17 protein-coding genes and 1 pseudogene are annotated in these 15,449 nt (G+C 40.3%); 12 read left to right on the top strand and 6 right to left on the bottom strand.

What is annotated here, in order from left to right; all coding sequences use genetic code 11:
• Nucleotides 1-96: 96 nt before the first annotated feature.
• Entirely contained in the window at nucleotides 97-1,338 is a 1,242-nt protein-coding gene (locus J8L97_RS20405; protein WP_211052449.1) for an IS110 family transposase, read from the top strand.
• A 295-nt stretch (nucleotides 1,339-1,633) separates the two neighbouring features.
• Here the strand turns inward: J8L97_RS20405 and J8L97_RS20400 are convergent.
• The 4 genes and pseudogenes from J8L97_RS20400 to J8L97_RS20385 all read right to left on the bottom strand — a co-directional run.
• Nucleotides 1,634-2,011, bottom strand: a pseudogene (locus tag J8L97_RS20400) (DDE-type integrase/transposase/recombinase); the annotation flags it as partial.
• 137 nt (nucleotides 2,012-2,148) lie between these two features.
• Nucleotides 2,149-2,415 carry a transposase gene (locus tag J8L97_RS20395; protein ID WP_211052447.1) on the bottom strand — a complete coding sequence of 89 codons (267 nt, stop codon included), beginning with the start codon at nucleotides 2,413-2,415 and terminating at the stop codon, nucleotides 2,149-2,151.
• A 153-nt stretch (nucleotides 2,416-2,568) separates the two neighbouring features.
• Nucleotides 2,569-3,096: a YgjP-like metallopeptidase domain-containing protein gene (locus J8L97_RS20390; protein ID WP_211052446.1), complete on the bottom strand. Its 528-nt coding sequence runs from the start codon at nucleotides 3,094-3,096 to the stop codon at nucleotides 2,569-2,571.
• 261 nt (nucleotides 3,097-3,357) lie between these two features.
• Nucleotides 3,358-3,762 carry a YgjP-like metallopeptidase domain-containing protein gene (locus J8L97_RS20385; protein WP_211052444.1) on the bottom strand — a complete coding sequence of 135 codons (405 nt, stop codon included), beginning with the start codon at nucleotides 3,760-3,762 and terminating at the stop codon, nucleotides 3,358-3,360.
• Nucleotides 3,763-3,837: 75 nt separating this feature from the next.
• Here J8L97_RS20385 and J8L97_RS20380 point away from each other — a divergent pair, with 75 nt between their 5' ends.
• Nucleotides 3,838-4,251 (top strand): GFA family protein, encoded by a 414-nt coding sequence (locus J8L97_RS20380; RefSeq protein ID WP_210996900.1) that lies wholly within the window; start codon nucleotides 3,838-3,840, stop codon nucleotides 4,249-4,251.
• A gap of 34 nt (nucleotides 4,252-4,285) precedes the next feature.
• Here J8L97_RS20380 and J8L97_RS20375 read toward each other — a convergent pair whose 3' ends face one another.
• Both J8L97_RS20375 and J8L97_RS20370 read right to left on the bottom strand, forming a co-directional pair.
• Complete coding sequence (locus J8L97_RS20375) at nucleotides 4,286-4,495, bottom strand: hypothetical protein (RefSeq protein WP_192507868.1); 210 nt, start codon at nucleotides 4,493-4,495, stop codon at nucleotides 4,286-4,288.
• Between the two features lie 70 nt (nucleotides 4,496-4,565).
• The gene (locus tag J8L97_RS20370) at nucleotides 4,566-5,414 is read right to left on the bottom strand and encodes a DUF72 domain-containing protein (RefSeq protein WP_211052451.1); all 849 of its coding nucleotides are present in this window, start codon (nucleotides 5,412-5,414) and stop codon (nucleotides 4,566-4,568) included.
• Between the two features lie 183 nt (nucleotides 5,415-5,597).
• Here J8L97_RS20370 and aspS point away from each other — a divergent pair, with 183 nt between their 5' ends.
• The 10 genes from aspS to ybgF all read left to right on the top strand — a co-directional run bounded on the left by aspS (nucleotide 5,598) and on the right by ybgF (nucleotide 15,297).
• Nucleotides 5,598-7,388 (top strand): aspartate--tRNA ligase, encoded by a 1,791-nt coding sequence (gene aspS / locus J8L97_RS20365; protein ID WP_211052442.1) that lies wholly within the window; start codon nucleotides 5,598-5,600, stop codon nucleotides 7,386-7,388.
• A 132-nt stretch (nucleotides 7,389-7,520) separates the two neighbouring features.
• Nucleotides 7,521-8,042: a crossover junction endodeoxyribonuclease RuvC gene (gene ruvC / locus J8L97_RS20360; RefSeq protein ID WP_211052440.1), complete on the top strand. Its 522-nt coding sequence runs from the start codon at nucleotides 7,521-7,523 to the stop codon at nucleotides 8,040-8,042.
• 5 nt (nucleotides 8,043-8,047) lie between these two features.
• Nucleotides 8,048-8,665, top strand: a complete 618-nt coding sequence (ruvA, locus tag J8L97_RS20355) for a Holliday junction branch migration protein RuvA (RefSeq protein ID WP_211052438.1) — start codon at nucleotides 8,048-8,050, stop codon at nucleotides 8,663-8,665.
• A 6-nt stretch (nucleotides 8,666-8,671) separates the two neighbouring features.
• On the top strand, nucleotides 8,672-9,679 hold the full coding sequence (ruvB, locus tag J8L97_RS20350) for a Holliday junction branch migration DNA helicase RuvB (RefSeq protein WP_192507864.1): 1,008 nt from the start codon (nucleotides 8,672-8,674) through the stop codon (nucleotides 9,677-9,679).
• An 848-nt stretch (nucleotides 9,680-10,527) separates the two neighbouring features.
• Nucleotides 10,528-11,232 (top strand): protein TolQ, encoded by a 705-nt coding sequence (gene tolQ / locus J8L97_RS20345; RefSeq protein ID WP_210996897.1) that lies wholly within the window; start codon nucleotides 10,528-10,530, stop codon nucleotides 11,230-11,232.
• Nucleotides 11,219-11,647 carry a protein TolR gene (tolR, locus tag J8L97_RS20340; RefSeq protein ID WP_192507862.1) on the top strand — a complete coding sequence of 143 codons (429 nt, stop codon included), beginning with the start codon at nucleotides 11,219-11,221 and terminating at the stop codon, nucleotides 11,645-11,647. Before tolQ ends, tolR begins: the two co-directional genes overlap by 14 nt.
• Nucleotides 11,647-12,588, top strand: coding sequence for a cell envelope integrity protein TolA (tolA, locus tag J8L97_RS20335; protein WP_409455175.1), 942 nt, complete (start codon nucleotides 11,647-11,649; stop codon nucleotides 12,586-12,588). The genes tolR and tolA overlap by 1 nt, the downstream gene beginning before the upstream one ends.
• 9 nt (nucleotides 12,589-12,597) lie before the next feature.
• Nucleotides 12,598-13,956 (top strand): Tol-Pal system beta propeller repeat protein TolB, encoded by a 1,359-nt coding sequence (tolB, locus tag J8L97_RS20330; protein WP_192507861.1) that lies wholly within the window; start codon nucleotides 12,598-12,600, stop codon nucleotides 13,954-13,956.
• 38 nt (nucleotides 13,957-13,994) lie between these two features.
• On the top strand, nucleotides 13,995-14,528 hold the full coding sequence (pal, locus tag J8L97_RS20325; RefSeq protein WP_192507860.1) for a peptidoglycan-associated lipoprotein Pal: 534 nt from the start codon (nucleotides 13,995-13,997) through the stop codon (nucleotides 14,526-14,528).
• A gap of 16 nt (nucleotides 14,529-14,544) precedes the next feature.
• On the top strand, nucleotides 14,545-15,297 hold the full coding sequence (ybgF, locus tag J8L97_RS20320) for a tol-pal system protein YbgF (RefSeq protein WP_211052436.1): 753 nt from the start codon (nucleotides 14,545-14,547) through the stop codon (nucleotides 15,295-15,297).
• Nucleotides 15,298-15,449: the final 152 nt, after the last annotated feature.

Raw genomic sequence — 15,449 nt, 5'->3', positions numbered from 1 at the left:
GTACATATTGAGTTATGCTCATTGAACAATCTATTTTTGAAGGTGTCGACCATTCACCAATACTTATAGTGAGTAAACAATAAGTGGAGTTAACTAATGATCGATATCACCAATAATAGTAAAAATTTAACCTTAGTTGCGATCGATATCGCAAAGAAAAGTCATGACGCTCTTATTCAATTTGCCAATGGGCATTCTGTACAAATGAAAATTGAAAACTCATTGCAAGGCTATCAGCGGTTATGGGTAGAATGTTGTAAGCATGCCTCAGTTATTCGTATCGGGTTTGAGCCAACTGCTGATTACCATCGCAATGTTGCTTATTGGTTTCAACAACAAGGGGCACAATGCCACCTCGTGTCATCATTATCATGCGCTCGTGCAAGAGAGATGCTTTTTCAGACATGGGATAAGAATGATCGCAAAGATACCTCCGTGATTATGTACTTGTTAAATCAAGGAATGTCGCGTCCGTTCTTTGACCCTTTGGTTCATCAAACAATGGATATACAAGAGTTGTCAAATACCTACCATCAAGTAACCATTGCTAGAACACGTTGCTTAAACAGCCTAGTTAACCATAACCTGACATTATATTTCCCTGAAGCCGAACAATTTTTTCATAACTCCAGATCGGAATGGTTTTGTGATTTCTTATTAAAATTTCCAACCCCTGCATCCATTACGAGATATCGAAAAGCCACATTTGTAAAACGGGCATGGGATGTTATTGGCCGTAAACAGTATAAATTGCAATTTTTAGAGCATCTTTATGATATCGCTGAAACATCAATTGCATTACCTGTAGATATCAAAAGTGTCGCTGTGGAAACGTATCGAATACAATTGCAGCGTTATATTGATTTAACGCGCCAGCGATTGGCACTAGAGCTCAGGTCTGAGCAGTTTTTATCTCAGCGGTCAGATTACAAACGCCTGAAAACAATACCAGGTGTTGGTGCAATCATCGCATTAATTATTATTGCTGAAAGTGGTGATTTATGTCGATTTAATCATTATCGACAATATTTAAACTATTGCGGTTTTAACTTATCTGCTTTGCAGAGCGGACAAAAGAAGGGCAACTATAAATTATCGAAGCGTGGAAATGCACGTCTAAGGTATGGTTATTGGCTTGCAGCAAACGCTGCAATCAGAATGAGAGAAAATAGTTTCCGCTATAAGTATGAGCGTTATATTAAAATCAACGGTGGATCTGCTGATACAAAGCGAAAAGCCTACACAGCTGTAGCGGTTAAATTAGCCAGAGTTGCCCACTCTATCGTTAAAAACGATGTAGATTACCATGGCTACCATGAGATTTTTCGGGGGACGTAAATCACGCGGCCGTTAAGGCGCATTAACCGACCTAGTAGATAATGCTCTACGTCCTCGACTTTTAATAATGCTATGTTAAGTCCGTTAGTGCCCTTTAAATAGGGACACCTGTACATCATGGTAAGCAATATTTTTTGTGAGCAATACAGAGTTCTAGTCGCAAACTAATTGACACGATAGTTACATAAAACGTGTAGCTCGGGATTTTACGTCTCAAAAAATGGTTGACTAAATAGGTAGTCCGTTATCTACTCTAATTTGTTTTGTTTTGTTTTGTTTTGTTTTGTTTTGTTTTGCCGCGCCAAGCAATGATCTGTTTTAGTGTCCTAATTACTCTCTCAGCCGTTAAACTGGTATCAACTTCAATCGCTAATGCTTGTCGATTGAAGTCATCAAGTACGTTCAATGTTCTGAACCGATGTCCATAGCTTAATGCATCACTCATAAAGTCCATTGACCAAGATTCGTTATGTTCTGCTGGGGCACTTAACGGTTCTGGCGTTCTCGTTGGTACACGGCGTTTTCCTTTACGTCTTAAGTTGAGTTTAAGCATGTTATAAACACGTTCAACACGCTTCTTATTCCAAGGTTTCCCCTTGTTGCGAAGCCTTTTAAATAGTTTGGGCAGCCCCCATCTTTGGTGACGTTCGACCAATGCTAGCAATGCGTCGATAACTTCATCATCTGATGGCCGTTTATGTTTGTAATAAAAAACTGAGCGGCTTAGCCCGGCCACTTCACAAGCAAATGCGACGCTGACGTTAAATTGAGTTCTCAAATGCTCAACCCAAGCTCTGCGTCTACTTGTCTTTACAGCTTTTTTGCAATGATATCCTCAAGCATCGAGTGCTTTAAGCTCAGCGTTGCAAACATATCTTTTAGCTTACGATTTTCTTCTTCAAGTTCTTTAAGGCGTTTAACATCAGACGCTTCCATACCACCATATTTTGAGCGCCATTTGTAAAATGTGCTTTGGCCGATGGCATGTTTACGGCAAATTTCAGGCACTGGAATACCTGATTCAGCTTCTTTGATCATGCTGACAATTTGAGTTTCGGTGAACTTACTTTTTCTCATCGTAAATTTTCCTGTTTTAGTTAATGGAAAATTCTACTTATGAACTGTTTCATTTTTTGGGGGAGTTACAGTTATAGCCCTAATTTTGCGACAATCAAACTTATTTAGGCCTTGGTAGTCACACTCATTCAAATAAACATCAAAATTTAATTTTTATTTGTAAATTTGACCTATTAATTCTAATTGTGTCAGGAATACACGCATTTCAAACTCTAGCTGATGATAGTTAGGGAGCATATGCTGGCACAATTGATAAAATGCCTTATCGTGTTGCTTTATTCTGATGTGGGCTAACTCATGAACAACAATCATTTCTAAAAACACTTCAGGTGCTGTTTTGAAAATATCACTAATTCGTATTTCATTTTTACTCTTTAACTTATTTCCCTGAACTCTTGAAATAAATGTATGCAAGCCCAGAGCGTTATTTACAGCATGGATTTTTTTATCGTAAATAACTTTACTTAATGGAGAGGATTTCCGTAAGTGAGTGTTTTTTAAATTTAGGACGTATTCACGAAGCAATTTATCGTTTTTAATATCATGCACTTTGGGGTGTTTCTTAAGTAAAAATTGACCTAGTATATCTTGTTCAATCATCGTTCTGACTTGATCTTGCACTTCGAGTGAGTATGACGATAGATACTTTAACGGAGCTAATTTTACTTTTGAAGATGGCATTCTTTGTGTTTTTAAGCTTAGGAAGATGAATAAAGAAAATTGTACCTTACTTATTTTTATTCTGATAGTGACAACAGCTAATCGCTGAGCTCTCGATAGCGTTATCTTATCGTTGAGCGTAAGGTCAAAAATTTAGTCTTTATTTTTATTCCAGACACAAATGAAAGTTCATGATTTTATTTCTTATGAGCTAAAAAGTTAGTGATGTTGACCCACAATCGTTATACATAAGTTGACAACATTTAGCCGATAAGTCGGTTGTTAGGAATAGTTATGATCTTTTTCTTTAAAGTGCGCTAATTCATGAATAATCAACATTTTTAGAAGCGGCTCAGGGGCACATTTGAGCTGTTCGGCAATGGAAATTTCGTGTTTGGCTTTGAGTTTCCCTCCGTGTTGTTGGCGTTTAAAGGTATGTGTACCAAGTGCGTTTTGCACTAAGTCTTTTTGTTTTTTATAACCGACGCTTGACAATTTTGGTGCATTTTTTAAATATCGTTGTTTAAAACGATTAGTGTACTCAAATAGGTGTTTTTCAGACTTTAGTTGATGCGCAGTGGGGTACTTATTTTTAAAGTAACCCACGAGTTTGTTTGAGCTGATGAGTTGTGCTACTTGTTGCTGAATGTTGTCAGGGTAATGTTGAAAATAATCTAAAAAGTTCATAAAACGGCAGGTTGGCTAAAAGTCAGTGGTATTATATGCTATTGAATATTCAGAAAACGAGTAGTTTTAATTAATATGTATAACGCGAGTTGTTTATGTGGTGCCGTAAAAATAGAAATACATGGCGCTATTACCGACATTATTCATTGTCATTGTTCTTTATGTCGAAAGTCTACAGGGAGTGCGTATGCTACCAATGGCTTCGTAGACACTGAACAGTTTAAAATTACGCAAGGCATTAATCACATAGCGCATTTTGAGTTTAAAACTGGTAGGAAGCGCCATTTTTGTCGTCATTGTGCATCACCCCTATATAGTTCTAACGCAGAGAATACGAAGAAGGTGAGGCTGCGATTGGGGATCTTAGATTCACCAATAAGTGAGCGGCCCATATCTCACAACTTTGTGACATCTAAAGCTGATTGGGATGAGATTAATGCGGATTTACCTTTAAATGACAGGTTTGAAGCGACTAGAAGCATAAAATAGCCCACTTGCTGTGAGCTATTTTGGGGTAACATGATTAATGTTCAGTCTCTAATGTGCAGCAATCTGACGCGCGTGAATTACCGCCTCGTTGAATGAGATGCGCATTTGCTTGTCGTGTTTCATCAGTGCAGCAGATGTGATCAGCGGAAATACCGCCGGCCACCTTTTTCGTCGCAGCACTTGGGAGTAAATTTGTATCTTGAGATAGTGTTTTAATGTTCTTTTTTTGTAGTTTTAATAACATGTCTATTTCCTTGATGTTTTTTTATTCAAGAGCAGTTTATGCATGTTGCACTTAAAAAAGCAATGTTAAATCAGAATAAGTCATTTTGACTGGGTTCCAAGTTTGCGGGGAAGTCCCCTAATATCGCTGCAGGGTGTGCTAAATCGGCGATAAATTGTTTGGCCAACAATGGCGCATCAAAATTATCGGCAGTATGAAAAAACAAATAGGGTGTTTTACCATCGTTTAACCAGCCTCTAATTTTATCTAACCACGGGTGATAGAGCTTTCTATTTGCTGCTAAGTCGGAGCAGCCAACATATCGAATAATAGGGGCATTTGCAGTGGCTATAACATGGAGGGGGACTTTCGGCTTCTTTCTTTGTGCATCAATGATAGCTGCTGTATTGGGTGGTTCGCTAAAAAGTGGGCGAGTATCCATCATGATCCGGTTGTATTTTTGTGTCATTAAAAACTGATTAAATCGCATTTCACTCTCTCCCTTATCAAAAAAGCCGAGATGGCGAACTTCAATGCCTAACGGCAGGTCGCTAGGTAATAAGCGAGTGAAGTTACTAATGGTGGTGAGAAAATCAGGGCTACAGCTTTTAGGTAGCTGCAGCATAATTTGGCCGATGTTTTGATACAAGGGCTCAAATAGTGTAAGCCACGCGAGTAACTCACTTTGACAATGCTGTAATGCCATATCGTGGGAAAAGCGTCGCGGTATTTTAAAGGTAAACTTAAAGTGCTCTGGTACGTTTTTTTGCCACTTGAGAACTGTCTCAGGGGTTGGATCTGCGTAAAAGCTAGTATTGCCTTCTACTGAGTTAAAAATGTGACTGTATTGCTCGAGCATCTGTTTTGGTTGACAGTCACGTGTGAAAAATCGACCTTTCCAATGTGCTGAACTCCACTGAGGGCACCCAATATAAAGCATAAAATACAAGATCCGTGAACGATAAAGTATATTAATTGTATCAAAACACATTAATCGATGGGAAATTTGCATACTTGTGTCGATCAAGGATGACTTTAAGGGGGAATTTTATATAATTGGCGGTAATTTTTTCAAATTAACCTTATTGGTTGCAGCACGATGCAGCCGACTAACAGGAATACTATGCGCTCGATATATTGTGGGAACTTAAATAAAAGCCATGTTGGCGAAGAAGTAGAACTATGTGGCTGGATAAACAAACGCCGTGATCTAGGTGGTTTAATCTTTATCGATTTACGAGATCGTGAAGGCCTAGTTCAAGTGGTGTTTGACCCAGAAATAGAAGGGTTAATGGACACTGCAAATACACTTCGTCAAGAATTTTGTGTGCAGGTAAAAGGTACGGTTCGAGCGCGCCCTGATAGCCAAGTAAATAAAGATATGGCAACAGGTGAAGTTGAAATACTCGGTACAGGTTTGAACATAATAAACCGCTCAGAACCATTACCACTAGATTTTAATCAACAAAACTCAGAAGAGCGCCGTTTAAAGTACCGTTATTTAGACCTTCGTCGTTTGGAGATGAGCGATCGTATTAAGCTAAGAGCAAAAGCCAGTAGCTTTGTCCGTCGATTCTTAGATGGAAATGACTTCCTTGATATTGAAACGCCGGTATTAACGAAAGCAACACCTGAAGGTGCGCGTGATTATTTAGTACCAAGCCGTGTGCATAAAGGCAGCTTTTACGCGCTACCACAGTCACCACAACTGTTTAAACAGTTGCTGATGATGTCGGGTTTTGATCGTTATTATCAAATAGTAAAGTGTTTCCGTGATGAAGATTTGCGCGCAGACCGCCAGCCAGAGTTCACTCAAATCGATTTAGAAACATCGTTTATGAGCTCAGATCAAGTGCGTGCTATGACAGAGCGTTTAGTGACTGAAATGTGGCAAGATCTCCTTAATGTGGACCTAGGTACATTTCCTGTTATGCCATATAGCGAAGCAATGCGTCGTTTTGGCTCTGATAAGCCTGATTTACGGAATCCGATGGAATTGGTAGATGTTGCTGATTTAGTCAAGGATGTTGAATTTAAAGTCCTAGCGGCACCTGCAAACGACGAAAAAGGCCGTGTTGCAGTGTTAACTGTACCTGGTGGTGCCAAACTTTCTCGAAAGCAAATTGATGAATACACTAAGTTTGTTGGTATTTACGGTGCGAAAGGTCTTGCTTGGATGAAAGTGAATGACCGTGATGCGGGCATTGAAGGGGTTCAGTCACCAATTGCTAAATTTTTAAATGAAGAAGTGATCAACGCTTTACTTGAGCGTACTAACGCACAAACTGGCGATATTATTTTATTTGGCGCAGATAAGCGTAATGTTGTTAATGAAGCAATGGGCGCATTGCGCCTAAAGGTAGGTCTAGACCTAGAACTCACTCATTTAGATAAGTGGGCGCCACTATGGGTGGTTGACTTCCCGATGTTTGAAGAAGACGATGAAGGCACATTACATGCGGTTCATCACCCATTTACTGCACCAAAAGATATTTCTGCTCAAGAATTAGAATCAGCGCCAGCTGGCGCTATTTCTGATGCCTATGACATGGTAATCAATGGGTATGAAGTGGGCGGTGGTTCGGTTCGTATTCATACTGCCGATATGCAAGAAGCAGCGTTTAGAATTTTAGGCATAGAAGAGCAAGAGCAACAGGATAAGTTCGGATTCTTACTAGATGCACTGAAGTACGGTACACCGCCACATGCTGGCTTGGCATTTGGTTTAGACCGTTTAGTTATGCTGCTGTGCGGGACGGATAATATTCGTGATGTGATTGCGTTTCCTAAAACTACACAAGCATCTTGTCTATTAACAGATGCACCAAGCGTTGCAAATCCAGATTCGCTAAAAGAGTTGGCAATTGCAGTAGCAAAGGTTGAAAAAGAAGTAGTTCAATCTGACGGTGAGTAGCCGTTATTAAGGAATTCGAGTACCAAAAAAGGCGACTAGATATAGTCGCCTTTTTGTTGAGGGTTGACGTATTTAACTGGTAATTCATACAGTATTTTGGCATGATGCAAAAAAACGATGTAGGATTATGCTTTGGCAACTATTTTGGGTATTGACCCCGGCTCTCGATTTACAGGTTATGGTGTAATAGCGCATCAAGGGAGTAAATTTCAGTATTTGGGTAGTGGTTGTATAAAAATAGGTGAGTTTGATTTTCCGACCCGTTTAAAAATGATTTATCAAGGTGTGACGCAGTTAATAGAGCAGTTTCAACCAGACAGTTTCTCTATTGAACAAGTGTTTATGGCACATAATCCAGATTCAGCCCTAAAACTCGGTCAAGCACGTGGTGCCGCTATTGTGGCCGCAGCGATGCAAGATATAGCGGTGCATGAATACTCTGCTAGGCAAGTGAAACAAGCTGTAGTAGGTAATGGTGGGGCTAAAAAGGAACAAGTCCAAGAAATGGTAAAACGCATTTTAAAATTGCCAGGTACACCACAAGCTGATGCTGCAGACGCATTAGCAATTGCTATTTGTCATGCTCACTCAGAGCAAAGTTTAATTCGTTTGGCTGGTAGTGCAACAAAAACTGTGCGCCGAAGATTGAGGTAAAGTAAATGATTGGAAGACTAAGTGGGACTTTATTAGAAAAGCAGCCGCCTGAAATATTGCTTGATGTATCGGGTATTGGTTATGAAGTACAAATGCCAATGACGTGTTTTTATGAATTACCAAACTGCGGTGAATCGGCTGCGATTTACACACACTTTGTCGTCAGAGAAGATGCACAGTTATTGTTTGGGTTTAATCATAAAAAAGAACGAGCGTTATTTCGTGAATTAATTAAAGCCAACGGGGTTGGGCCCAAACTTGGCTTGGCGATTTTGTCAGGTATGTCCGCAGAGCAATTTATTCATTGTGTAAATAACGAAAATGCAACAACGCTTGTTAAGATCCCGGGTGTTGGTAAAAAGACAGCAGAACGTTTGGTGCTTGAAATGAAGGATAGACTTAAGAATTTTGGTCACGATTTACTAACCCCATTCAGTGATGGTGCGGTTATTGCTCCACAAGAAAACCCGACAGTTCAAGATACTCCGGCAGATGATGCCGTTGCTGCATTACTGGCTTTAGGTTATAAATTAGCACAAGCACAAAAAGCAGTGAAGGCCGTTTCAAAACCAGAAATGGGGACTGAAACACTGATAAAAGAAGCTCTTAAGTCAATGATGTGATAACCCATGATAGAAGCAGACCGATTAATTGAGCCTGAAGCTCAAGGCAATGAAGATAATGTGGATAGGGCAATTAGGCCCAAATTACTTGCCGATTATACGGGTCAAGACCATGTAAAAAAGCAAATGGCTATTTTTATTGAGGCCGCTCGCTCAAGAGAGGAAGCTTTAGATCATTTATTGATTTTCGGTCCTCCAGGTTTGGGCAAAACGACGTTGGCAAACATTGTCGCAAACGAACTCGATGTCAATATTAAAGCGACATCTGGACCGGTACTTGAAAAAGCAGGAGATCTGGCTGCTTTATTGACGAACCTTGAAGAAGGTGATGTGTTATTTATAGATGAAATACACAGATTAAGCCCGCAAGTGGAAGAAATACTGTATCCAGCCATGGAGGATTACCAATTAGATATTATGATTGGGGAAGGACCTGCGGCACGCTCTATTAAGTTAGAATTACCGCCTTTTACATTAATTGGTGCTACAACCAGAGCTGGCTCATTAACGTCTCCTTTACGAGATCGATTTGGTATAGTTCAGCGACTGGAGTTTTATTCAGTTCCTGATTTGTCTACTATTATTTCTCGCTCTGCATTTTACTTAGATTTAGGAATAAGCCCTGAAGGTGCCGATGAAGTCGCGCGTCGCTCCAGAGGGACGCCTCGTATTGCGAATCGCTTGTTACGACGTGTAAGAGATTATGCACAGGTTAAAGGTGATGGCAAAGTAAGTGCCGATATTGCGAATTTAGCATTAGAGATGGTGGATGTTGATAAGCGTGGTTTTGATTATATGGACCGCAAGTATCTGATGTCCATAATTGAGAAGTTTATGGGGGGCCCTGTTGGCTTAGATAATTTAGCGGCAGCCATTGGTGAAGAGCGTGAAACCATTGAAGATGTTATAGAACCATTTTTAATTCAGCAGGGTTTTATTCAACGTACGCCAAGAGGGCGTATTGCCTCCAATGCGGCATACTTACATTTTGATTTGGTTATACCTGATAGGTAAAGGTTTACAAGGCAAACACTAAACAATGGAAAACTCAGCTATTTGCTGAGTTTTTTGGTTTTAGACATAGGTTAGTTACCTTTGGGCTTAATTTTTAATTTTCAGAGGTTTAAGTATGAATACAGGGGAGTCGAGCCAAAAAAGCGGAATTTTGGACAAAAAAAAGCCCGCAAAAAATGCGGGCAAAACAACAAGTTGAAGGAAGTAATCCAGGGGTTGATAAGTTAACTCAGGTTTTATCCTTAGCGCTCTTATCACAGCAATACGACAAATCAGAATCCTATTGCTAGCAACTGTGCTTTTGCATATATAGATGCTGTGTGCTCAGTACAGGGTGTATATTAAAGAGGTTTTAGGAATACATCAAACTAGAAAAATTATTTTTTCACATTAGATTTTTTAATCTGATTGGTTTTTAAATTTTGTTTGGTGGTGAATGATTAATCAATAAATTAACCTAACCTATTGATAATTATTCGTTTCTCTATATTTGTTTTTTGTTTGGCGTATTAGTTTATTTGTTGTTAATTGGTATTACCATTGTGTTTTTGATGGTTTATTCTTAATAAGTGCATAAACTAAATGTTTTATGCAGCTAGCATTCATAAATACGCGTTTATTATTCACGGTACATTTTGATTAAATTAACTACCTGTAGTGTCTTTATGTAGTAAATGTTATTTTTCGGTTGGTTTATCGCCAATTAGCGTAATTTCATGGTAATGAGATTGTCAGCGTAACTATGTGTGGGTAAACTAACTGAACCTTTATAGTCGCTTACAGTCAATGTTGTAACGAATTGTACGGGTATCTATATCCGACACACCATTTCTTAGGAGTATAATAACGTGGAATCGGGACTAAATTTTGTTGATCTTATTTTAAAAGCCAGTGTGCTAGTTCAACTTGTGATGTTGGCACTTGTAGGCATGTCTATTGCGTCTTGGGCGATTATATTTCAGCGTAGGTCAATTATCTCAAACGCGATGGTAGATGCGAAAAGGTTTGAACAAAAATTTTGGTCCGGGATGGACTTGAGCAAGCTTTATAATGAAGTGACGGCGAGAGTAGGGAACCCTGAGGGGTTAGAAGCGTTATTTGTATCTGGCTTTAAAGAGTTTGCAAGACATAAGAAAAACAGCACTCACTCGACTGGGCTTGTAATTGAAGGTACGCATCGCTCGATGCGGGTGGCGTTATCTCGTGAAGTGGAAAAGTTAGAGTCAAGTTTGTCTTTTTTAGCCACAGTTGGCTCTATTAGCCCCTATGTTGGCTTATTTGGTACTGTATGGGGGATCATGAATGCGTTTATTGCATTGGGTGAAGTAAAACAAGCCACTTTGCAAATGGTTGCACCGGGTATTGCAGAAGCTCTTATCGCAACTGCAATGGGTTTATTCGCGGCAATTCCTGCGGTTATGGCTTATAACAAGTTTGCAAAAAATGTTGAGAAGCTTGAGACTCAATACATTAACTTTATGGAAGAGTTTGCCAATATACTGCACCGCCAAGCTGCAAGCTCTGCTGAGGTAAAGCAACATGTATCAGCGTAAAAAGCGCCGCCCCGTCGCAGAGATTAACGTGGTGCCCTACATCGATGTGATGTTGGTCCTACTGATCATATTTATGGCTACGGCTCCCCTTATTACCCATGGTGTTAAGGTCGATTTGCCTCAAATGCAAGAGTCTGATTTAGTTGAAACAAAAGATGCGCCACCGATTATTGCATCGATTGATGCTGAAGGCAGATACTTTGTAAGCGTGGGCACTGATCCAGAAGCGCCGATGGACGCGGTTGAAGTGGCGGCTGTTATTAAACTAAAGCTACAGCAAAACCCAGATACACCGGTCATGATTAAAGGTTCTGGGCATGTATCTTATCAAGAAGTGTTATTGTTGATGGACTTTCTTAAAAATGCAGGTGTGCCGTCGGTTGGTCTTATGACGAAATCTTTTGAGGAAAGCTAATGGGTGCATTGCAAAGCGGAATTATAAAATCAGTGTTACTGCATTTTGCTTTGGCGGGAATGCTTTTTGCTTCCGCCAACTTTCATACCCCAGAGCCAACGGTAATGGAAGTGACTTTAAACCCTGAGCTGAGTGAGCTTAGGGAAGAGAAAGTCGTCTCAGCAATTTCTGTTGATCAAAGTGCTGTGGAAAAGAAAATTGCTGAGTTGAAAAAGCAAGAGCAGAACAAAAAGCGCGCTGAAGAAAAACGTATCAGAGATTTAGAGCGACGGGCAAGTCAAGCAAGAAAAGACAGAGAAGCAGAAGCTCGCAGAATTAAAAAGCTAGAACAGCAACGCAAAGCAAAAGTGGCGGAAAAGAAAAAAGCGGAAGCGCAAGCGAAGAAAGCCCGAGAAATTGAGAAGAAGCAACGTGCTCAAGCAGATAAAGCGCGTGCTGAAAAATTAGCGGCAGAGAAAGCGGCTAAAGCGGCATCAACCAAGCGTAAAGCTGAAGAAGATGCACTGAAAAAAGCAGAAGATGCCCGTAAACTTCGTGAAGCTCAAGAGAAAAGAAAAGCAGAAGCTGCAGAAAATGCACGTCAAAAGGCATTGCAAGAGCAGTTAATGCAGGAGCAACTAGCACAAGAGCAAGCTGCACGTAATAAATTACGAAAACAACAAGTATTATCAGAAGTTGATAAATATCGCGCACTCATAATACAACGTATCCAAGCTAATTTACTGATAGACGAAAAAATGAAAGGCAAGCAGTGTCGAGTGAATATTCGACTAGGGTTTAACGGCCTAGTTACAGATACACGCTCGCTTGGTGGTGATAAATTGGTTTGTGAAGCGGCACTGCGCGCGGTGCGTATGGCTGATACATTACCAGTTTCGAAAGAAAAAGATGTTTTCGAGCAGCTTAAGAACATTAATCTAACAATTAAACCCAATTTATAAAGGAAGTCTATGTTCAACCGGATAAAAGCATTATTAGTTATTGTTGCTTTTGGCATGCAAGGGCTGGCAAATGCCGCGCTTGAAATTGTGATAACCGAGGGCGTTGATAGTGCTCGGCCCATCGCTGTTGTGCCTTTTAAATATGAAGGTGTTGGTGAAAAACCGATGCGAGTGAGCGAAGTCATTGCAGCTGATTTAACACGCAGTGGTAAATTTAAGCCTCTGTCGTTTACTGAACTTCCTCAATTGCCAAGCACAGATGAAGAAGTGGACTATAGCGCTTGGGTAAATAAAGGGGTTGAAGCGGTTATTGTTGGCACTGTGACACAACAACCCGGTGGGCGTTATTTGATCAAGTATGAATTAATTGATGTGATCCGGGCACAGATCACCGGCGGAGAGACACGCATGATGAGTAATGGTCAACTGATGAAAAGCCAAGATCATGTGCAAGAAGCACGACAAAGTGTGATATCCAGTGACGGTTTTAGGCAATATGCGCATCAAATCAGTGATGTTGTGTATGAGTCACTTACAGGGGAACGAGGTGCATTTCGGACGAAAATTGCCTACGTGATTGTGCGCGACGAGGCTGATAAGCCTTACCAGTTAGTTGTTGCGGATTATGATGGGTTTAACGAGCAGGTGTTATTACGTTCTAAAGAGCCTTTGATGTCGCCGTCATGGTCACCTGATGCCAATAAGTTAGCATATGTTACGTTTGAAAATCGCCAATCACAAATCTATGTGCAAGATATTTATACTGGTAAGCGCGATCTCATCACGAGTTACCCTGGTATTAATGGTGCGCCACAGTTTTCTCCTGATGGAAAGCAATTATTAATTGTACTATCCAAAGATGAGGGAGGGGCCACAGAGGTTTATCAATATAACTTGCAAACACGCACAGAACGCCGTTTGACACGTCATCGTAGTATAGATACTGAGCCAAGTTGGCACCCAAATGGCAAAGATATTGTGTATACGTCTGAAAGGGGTGGTAATGCCCAGATTTATAAGTTAAATTTACAAACTGGTAGGTCAAAGCGTATTACCTTTGACGGCGATATGAATTTAGCCGGTTCGGTTACCCCTGATGGGAAGCATCTGGTCATGGTAAATCGAACAATTGGTAAATATCATATTGCTAAAAAAGAATTGAGATCTGGACTGTTTCAAGTATTAACGCGAACCCGTTTAGACGAATCTCCGAGCATAGCGCCAAATGGCTCGATGATTATTTATAGTACGCTGCATAACAATAAGCAGGTATTGGCTTTGGTGTCTATGGATGGGCGGTTTAAAGCGCGACTTCCGGTTTCTGATGGGCAAGTGAAAGCTCCTGCCTGGTCGCCATTTTTACAGTAATTTTGCTGGTTAGAATTTAAGATATAGGAATATACTCGATGCAACTTAACAAAACATTAAAAGCTTTATTAGTGGCTTTGCCAGTAATGACGCTGGCCGCGTGTAGCTCATCTTCAAGTGTAGACGAAAGTGCTGCAAATGAAAGCAACCAAGCAGCAACACAAGAAAATAATAACGTTGACGTGAATACTATTTCACGCGTTAAATCAGCAGAAGAAAAGCTTCGTGAAAAATATGAAGCGCTTCGTCAAGAGCAGATCATCTACTTTGATTTTGATAAATCAACAGTGCAGGGTGCGTATGCTGAGCTTTTACAAGCACATGCTGATTTCTTGGTTAAAAACCCAAGTGTAAAAGTATTGGTTGAAGGTCATGCTGATGAGCGTGGTACGCCAGAGTACAATATTGCGCTTGGTGAAAGCCGTGGCAAAGCGGTTGCTAAATACCTACAAAGCTTAGGTGTGTCTGACAGCCAAATTTCAGTTGTGAGTTATGGTGAAGAAAAACCAATGGTTAAATCTCGCACTGAAGAAGCTTTTGCTAAAAACCGTCGTGCGGTTTTAGTTTACTAATTTGATAAGAGATATTATGAAGCCAAATCATATTTTGGCAGCCATAATGATTCTGAGCGGGAGCACCCAAATTTTGGCTGCTCCCGCTCCTGTTTCTACGGCTGCAAATACGCAATCTTCGATTGAGCAACGTATCGCACAATTAGAAAGCATGATGAAGACTCGAAACCTGCTACAAGTTGAACTACAGCAGCAGTTAGGGCAGCTACAAGATGAAGTAAGCCAAGTTCGTGGCGTAACGGAAGAACAAAGTTATAAGCTTGAGAAAGTATTACAGCGCCAACGAGAGCTATACCAAGAAATAGAAAACCGTGTTTCAAAGGTGTATGAACAAGCAAGCACGGTGGCGGTGACTGAAGAGGTTGTAGACACATCTCAAGCCATTAGTAATGACTTGTCTGAAAATGAAGCGTACGACAAAGCGGTTGCGCTTATTATGAAAGATAAGCGTTATGATGCAGCGATCCCTGAATTTCAGTCATTTTTGACGAACTTTCCCACATCGGTATATATACCTAATGCGCACTATTGGCTAGGGCAGCTATTATCTATTAAGAATGATGATGAGAATGCCATAGTGCACTTTAAAACGGTGGTTGATAATTTTTCCGAATCGAATAAGCGACCTGAAGCGATGCTTAAGCTGGGCACCTTGTATGAAAAGCAAGGAAAGGCAGAATTGGCGAAAACGGTGTTAACTACTTTATTGAATGAATACCCAAGTACCACTGCTGCAAAAATGGCCACAGAGCGCTTGTCGAAGATCTAAAAGCTCGATTTTTTGCCACTATGGTTTAAAATTAGGCGCTTAGGCATAAAAACTGAAAAAAACTACGTATTTAAGTTGCACTCATTTTTTAAATAAGTATTATAAGCGCCCGCAGCAGGCGATTGGTTCAAACCAAACTGCTGCAACTAAGT

It is taken from the genome of Pseudoalteromonas sp. MMG012 (assembly GCF_018100875.1).
GTDB classification, from domain to species: domain Bacteria; phylum Pseudomonadota; class Gammaproteobacteria; order Enterobacterales; family Alteromonadaceae; genus Pseudoalteromonas; species Pseudoalteromonas aurantia.
This window is presented reverse-complemented; position numbering and strand designations above follow the sequence as displayed.

Coding starts and splice junctions, on each gene's coding strand:
- J8L97_RS20405 (WP_211052449.1), top strand. CDS start 97: ATGATCGATATCACCAATAATAGTAAAAATTTAACCTTAGTTGCGATC.
- J8L97_RS20395 (WP_211052447.1), bottom strand. CDS start 2,415: ATGAGAAAAAGTAAGTTCACCGAAACTCAAATTGTCAGCATGATCAAA.
- J8L97_RS20390 (WP_211052446.1), bottom strand. CDS start 3,096: ATGCCATCTTCAAAAGTAAAATTAGCTCCGTTAAAGTATCTATCGTCA.
- J8L97_RS20385 (WP_211052444.1), bottom strand. CDS start 3,762: ATGAACTTTTTAGATTATTTTCAACATTACCCTGACAACATTCAGCAA.
- J8L97_RS20380 (WP_210996900.1), top strand. CDS start 3,838: ATGTATAACGCGAGTTGTTTATGTGGTGCCGTAAAAATAGAAATACAT.
- J8L97_RS20375 (WP_192507868.1), bottom strand. CDS start 4,495: ATGTTATTAAAACTACAAAAAAAGAACATTAAAACACTATCTCAAGAT.
- J8L97_RS20370 (WP_211052451.1), bottom strand. CDS start 5,414: ATGCTTTATATTGGGTGCCCTCAGTGGAGTTCAGCACATTGGAAAGGT.
- aspS (WP_211052442.1), top strand. CDS start 5,598: ATGCGCTCGATATATTGTGGGAACTTAAATAAAAGCCATGTTGGCGAA.
- ruvA (WP_211052438.1), top strand. CDS start 8,048: ATGATTGGAAGACTAAGTGGGACTTTATTAGAAAAGCAGCCGCCTGAA.
- ruvB (WP_192507864.1), top strand. CDS start 8,672: ATGATAGAAGCAGACCGATTAATTGAGCCTGAAGCTCAAGGCAATGAA.
- tolR (WP_192507862.1), top strand. CDS start 11,219: ATGTATCAGCGTAAAAAGCGCCGCCCCGTCGCAGAGATTAACGTGGTG.
- tolA (WP_409455175.1), top strand. CDS start 11,647: ATGGGTGCATTGCAAAGCGGAATTATAAAATCAGTGTTACTGCATTTT.
- tolB (WP_192507861.1), top strand. CDS start 12,598: ATGTTCAACCGGATAAAAGCATTATTAGTTATTGTTGCTTTTGGCATG.
- pal (WP_192507860.1), top strand. CDS start 13,995: ATGCAACTTAACAAAACATTAAAAGCTTTATTAGTGGCTTTGCCAGTA.
- ybgF (WP_211052436.1), top strand. CDS start 14,545: ATGAAGCCAAATCATATTTTGGCAGCCATAATGATTCTGAGCGGGAGC.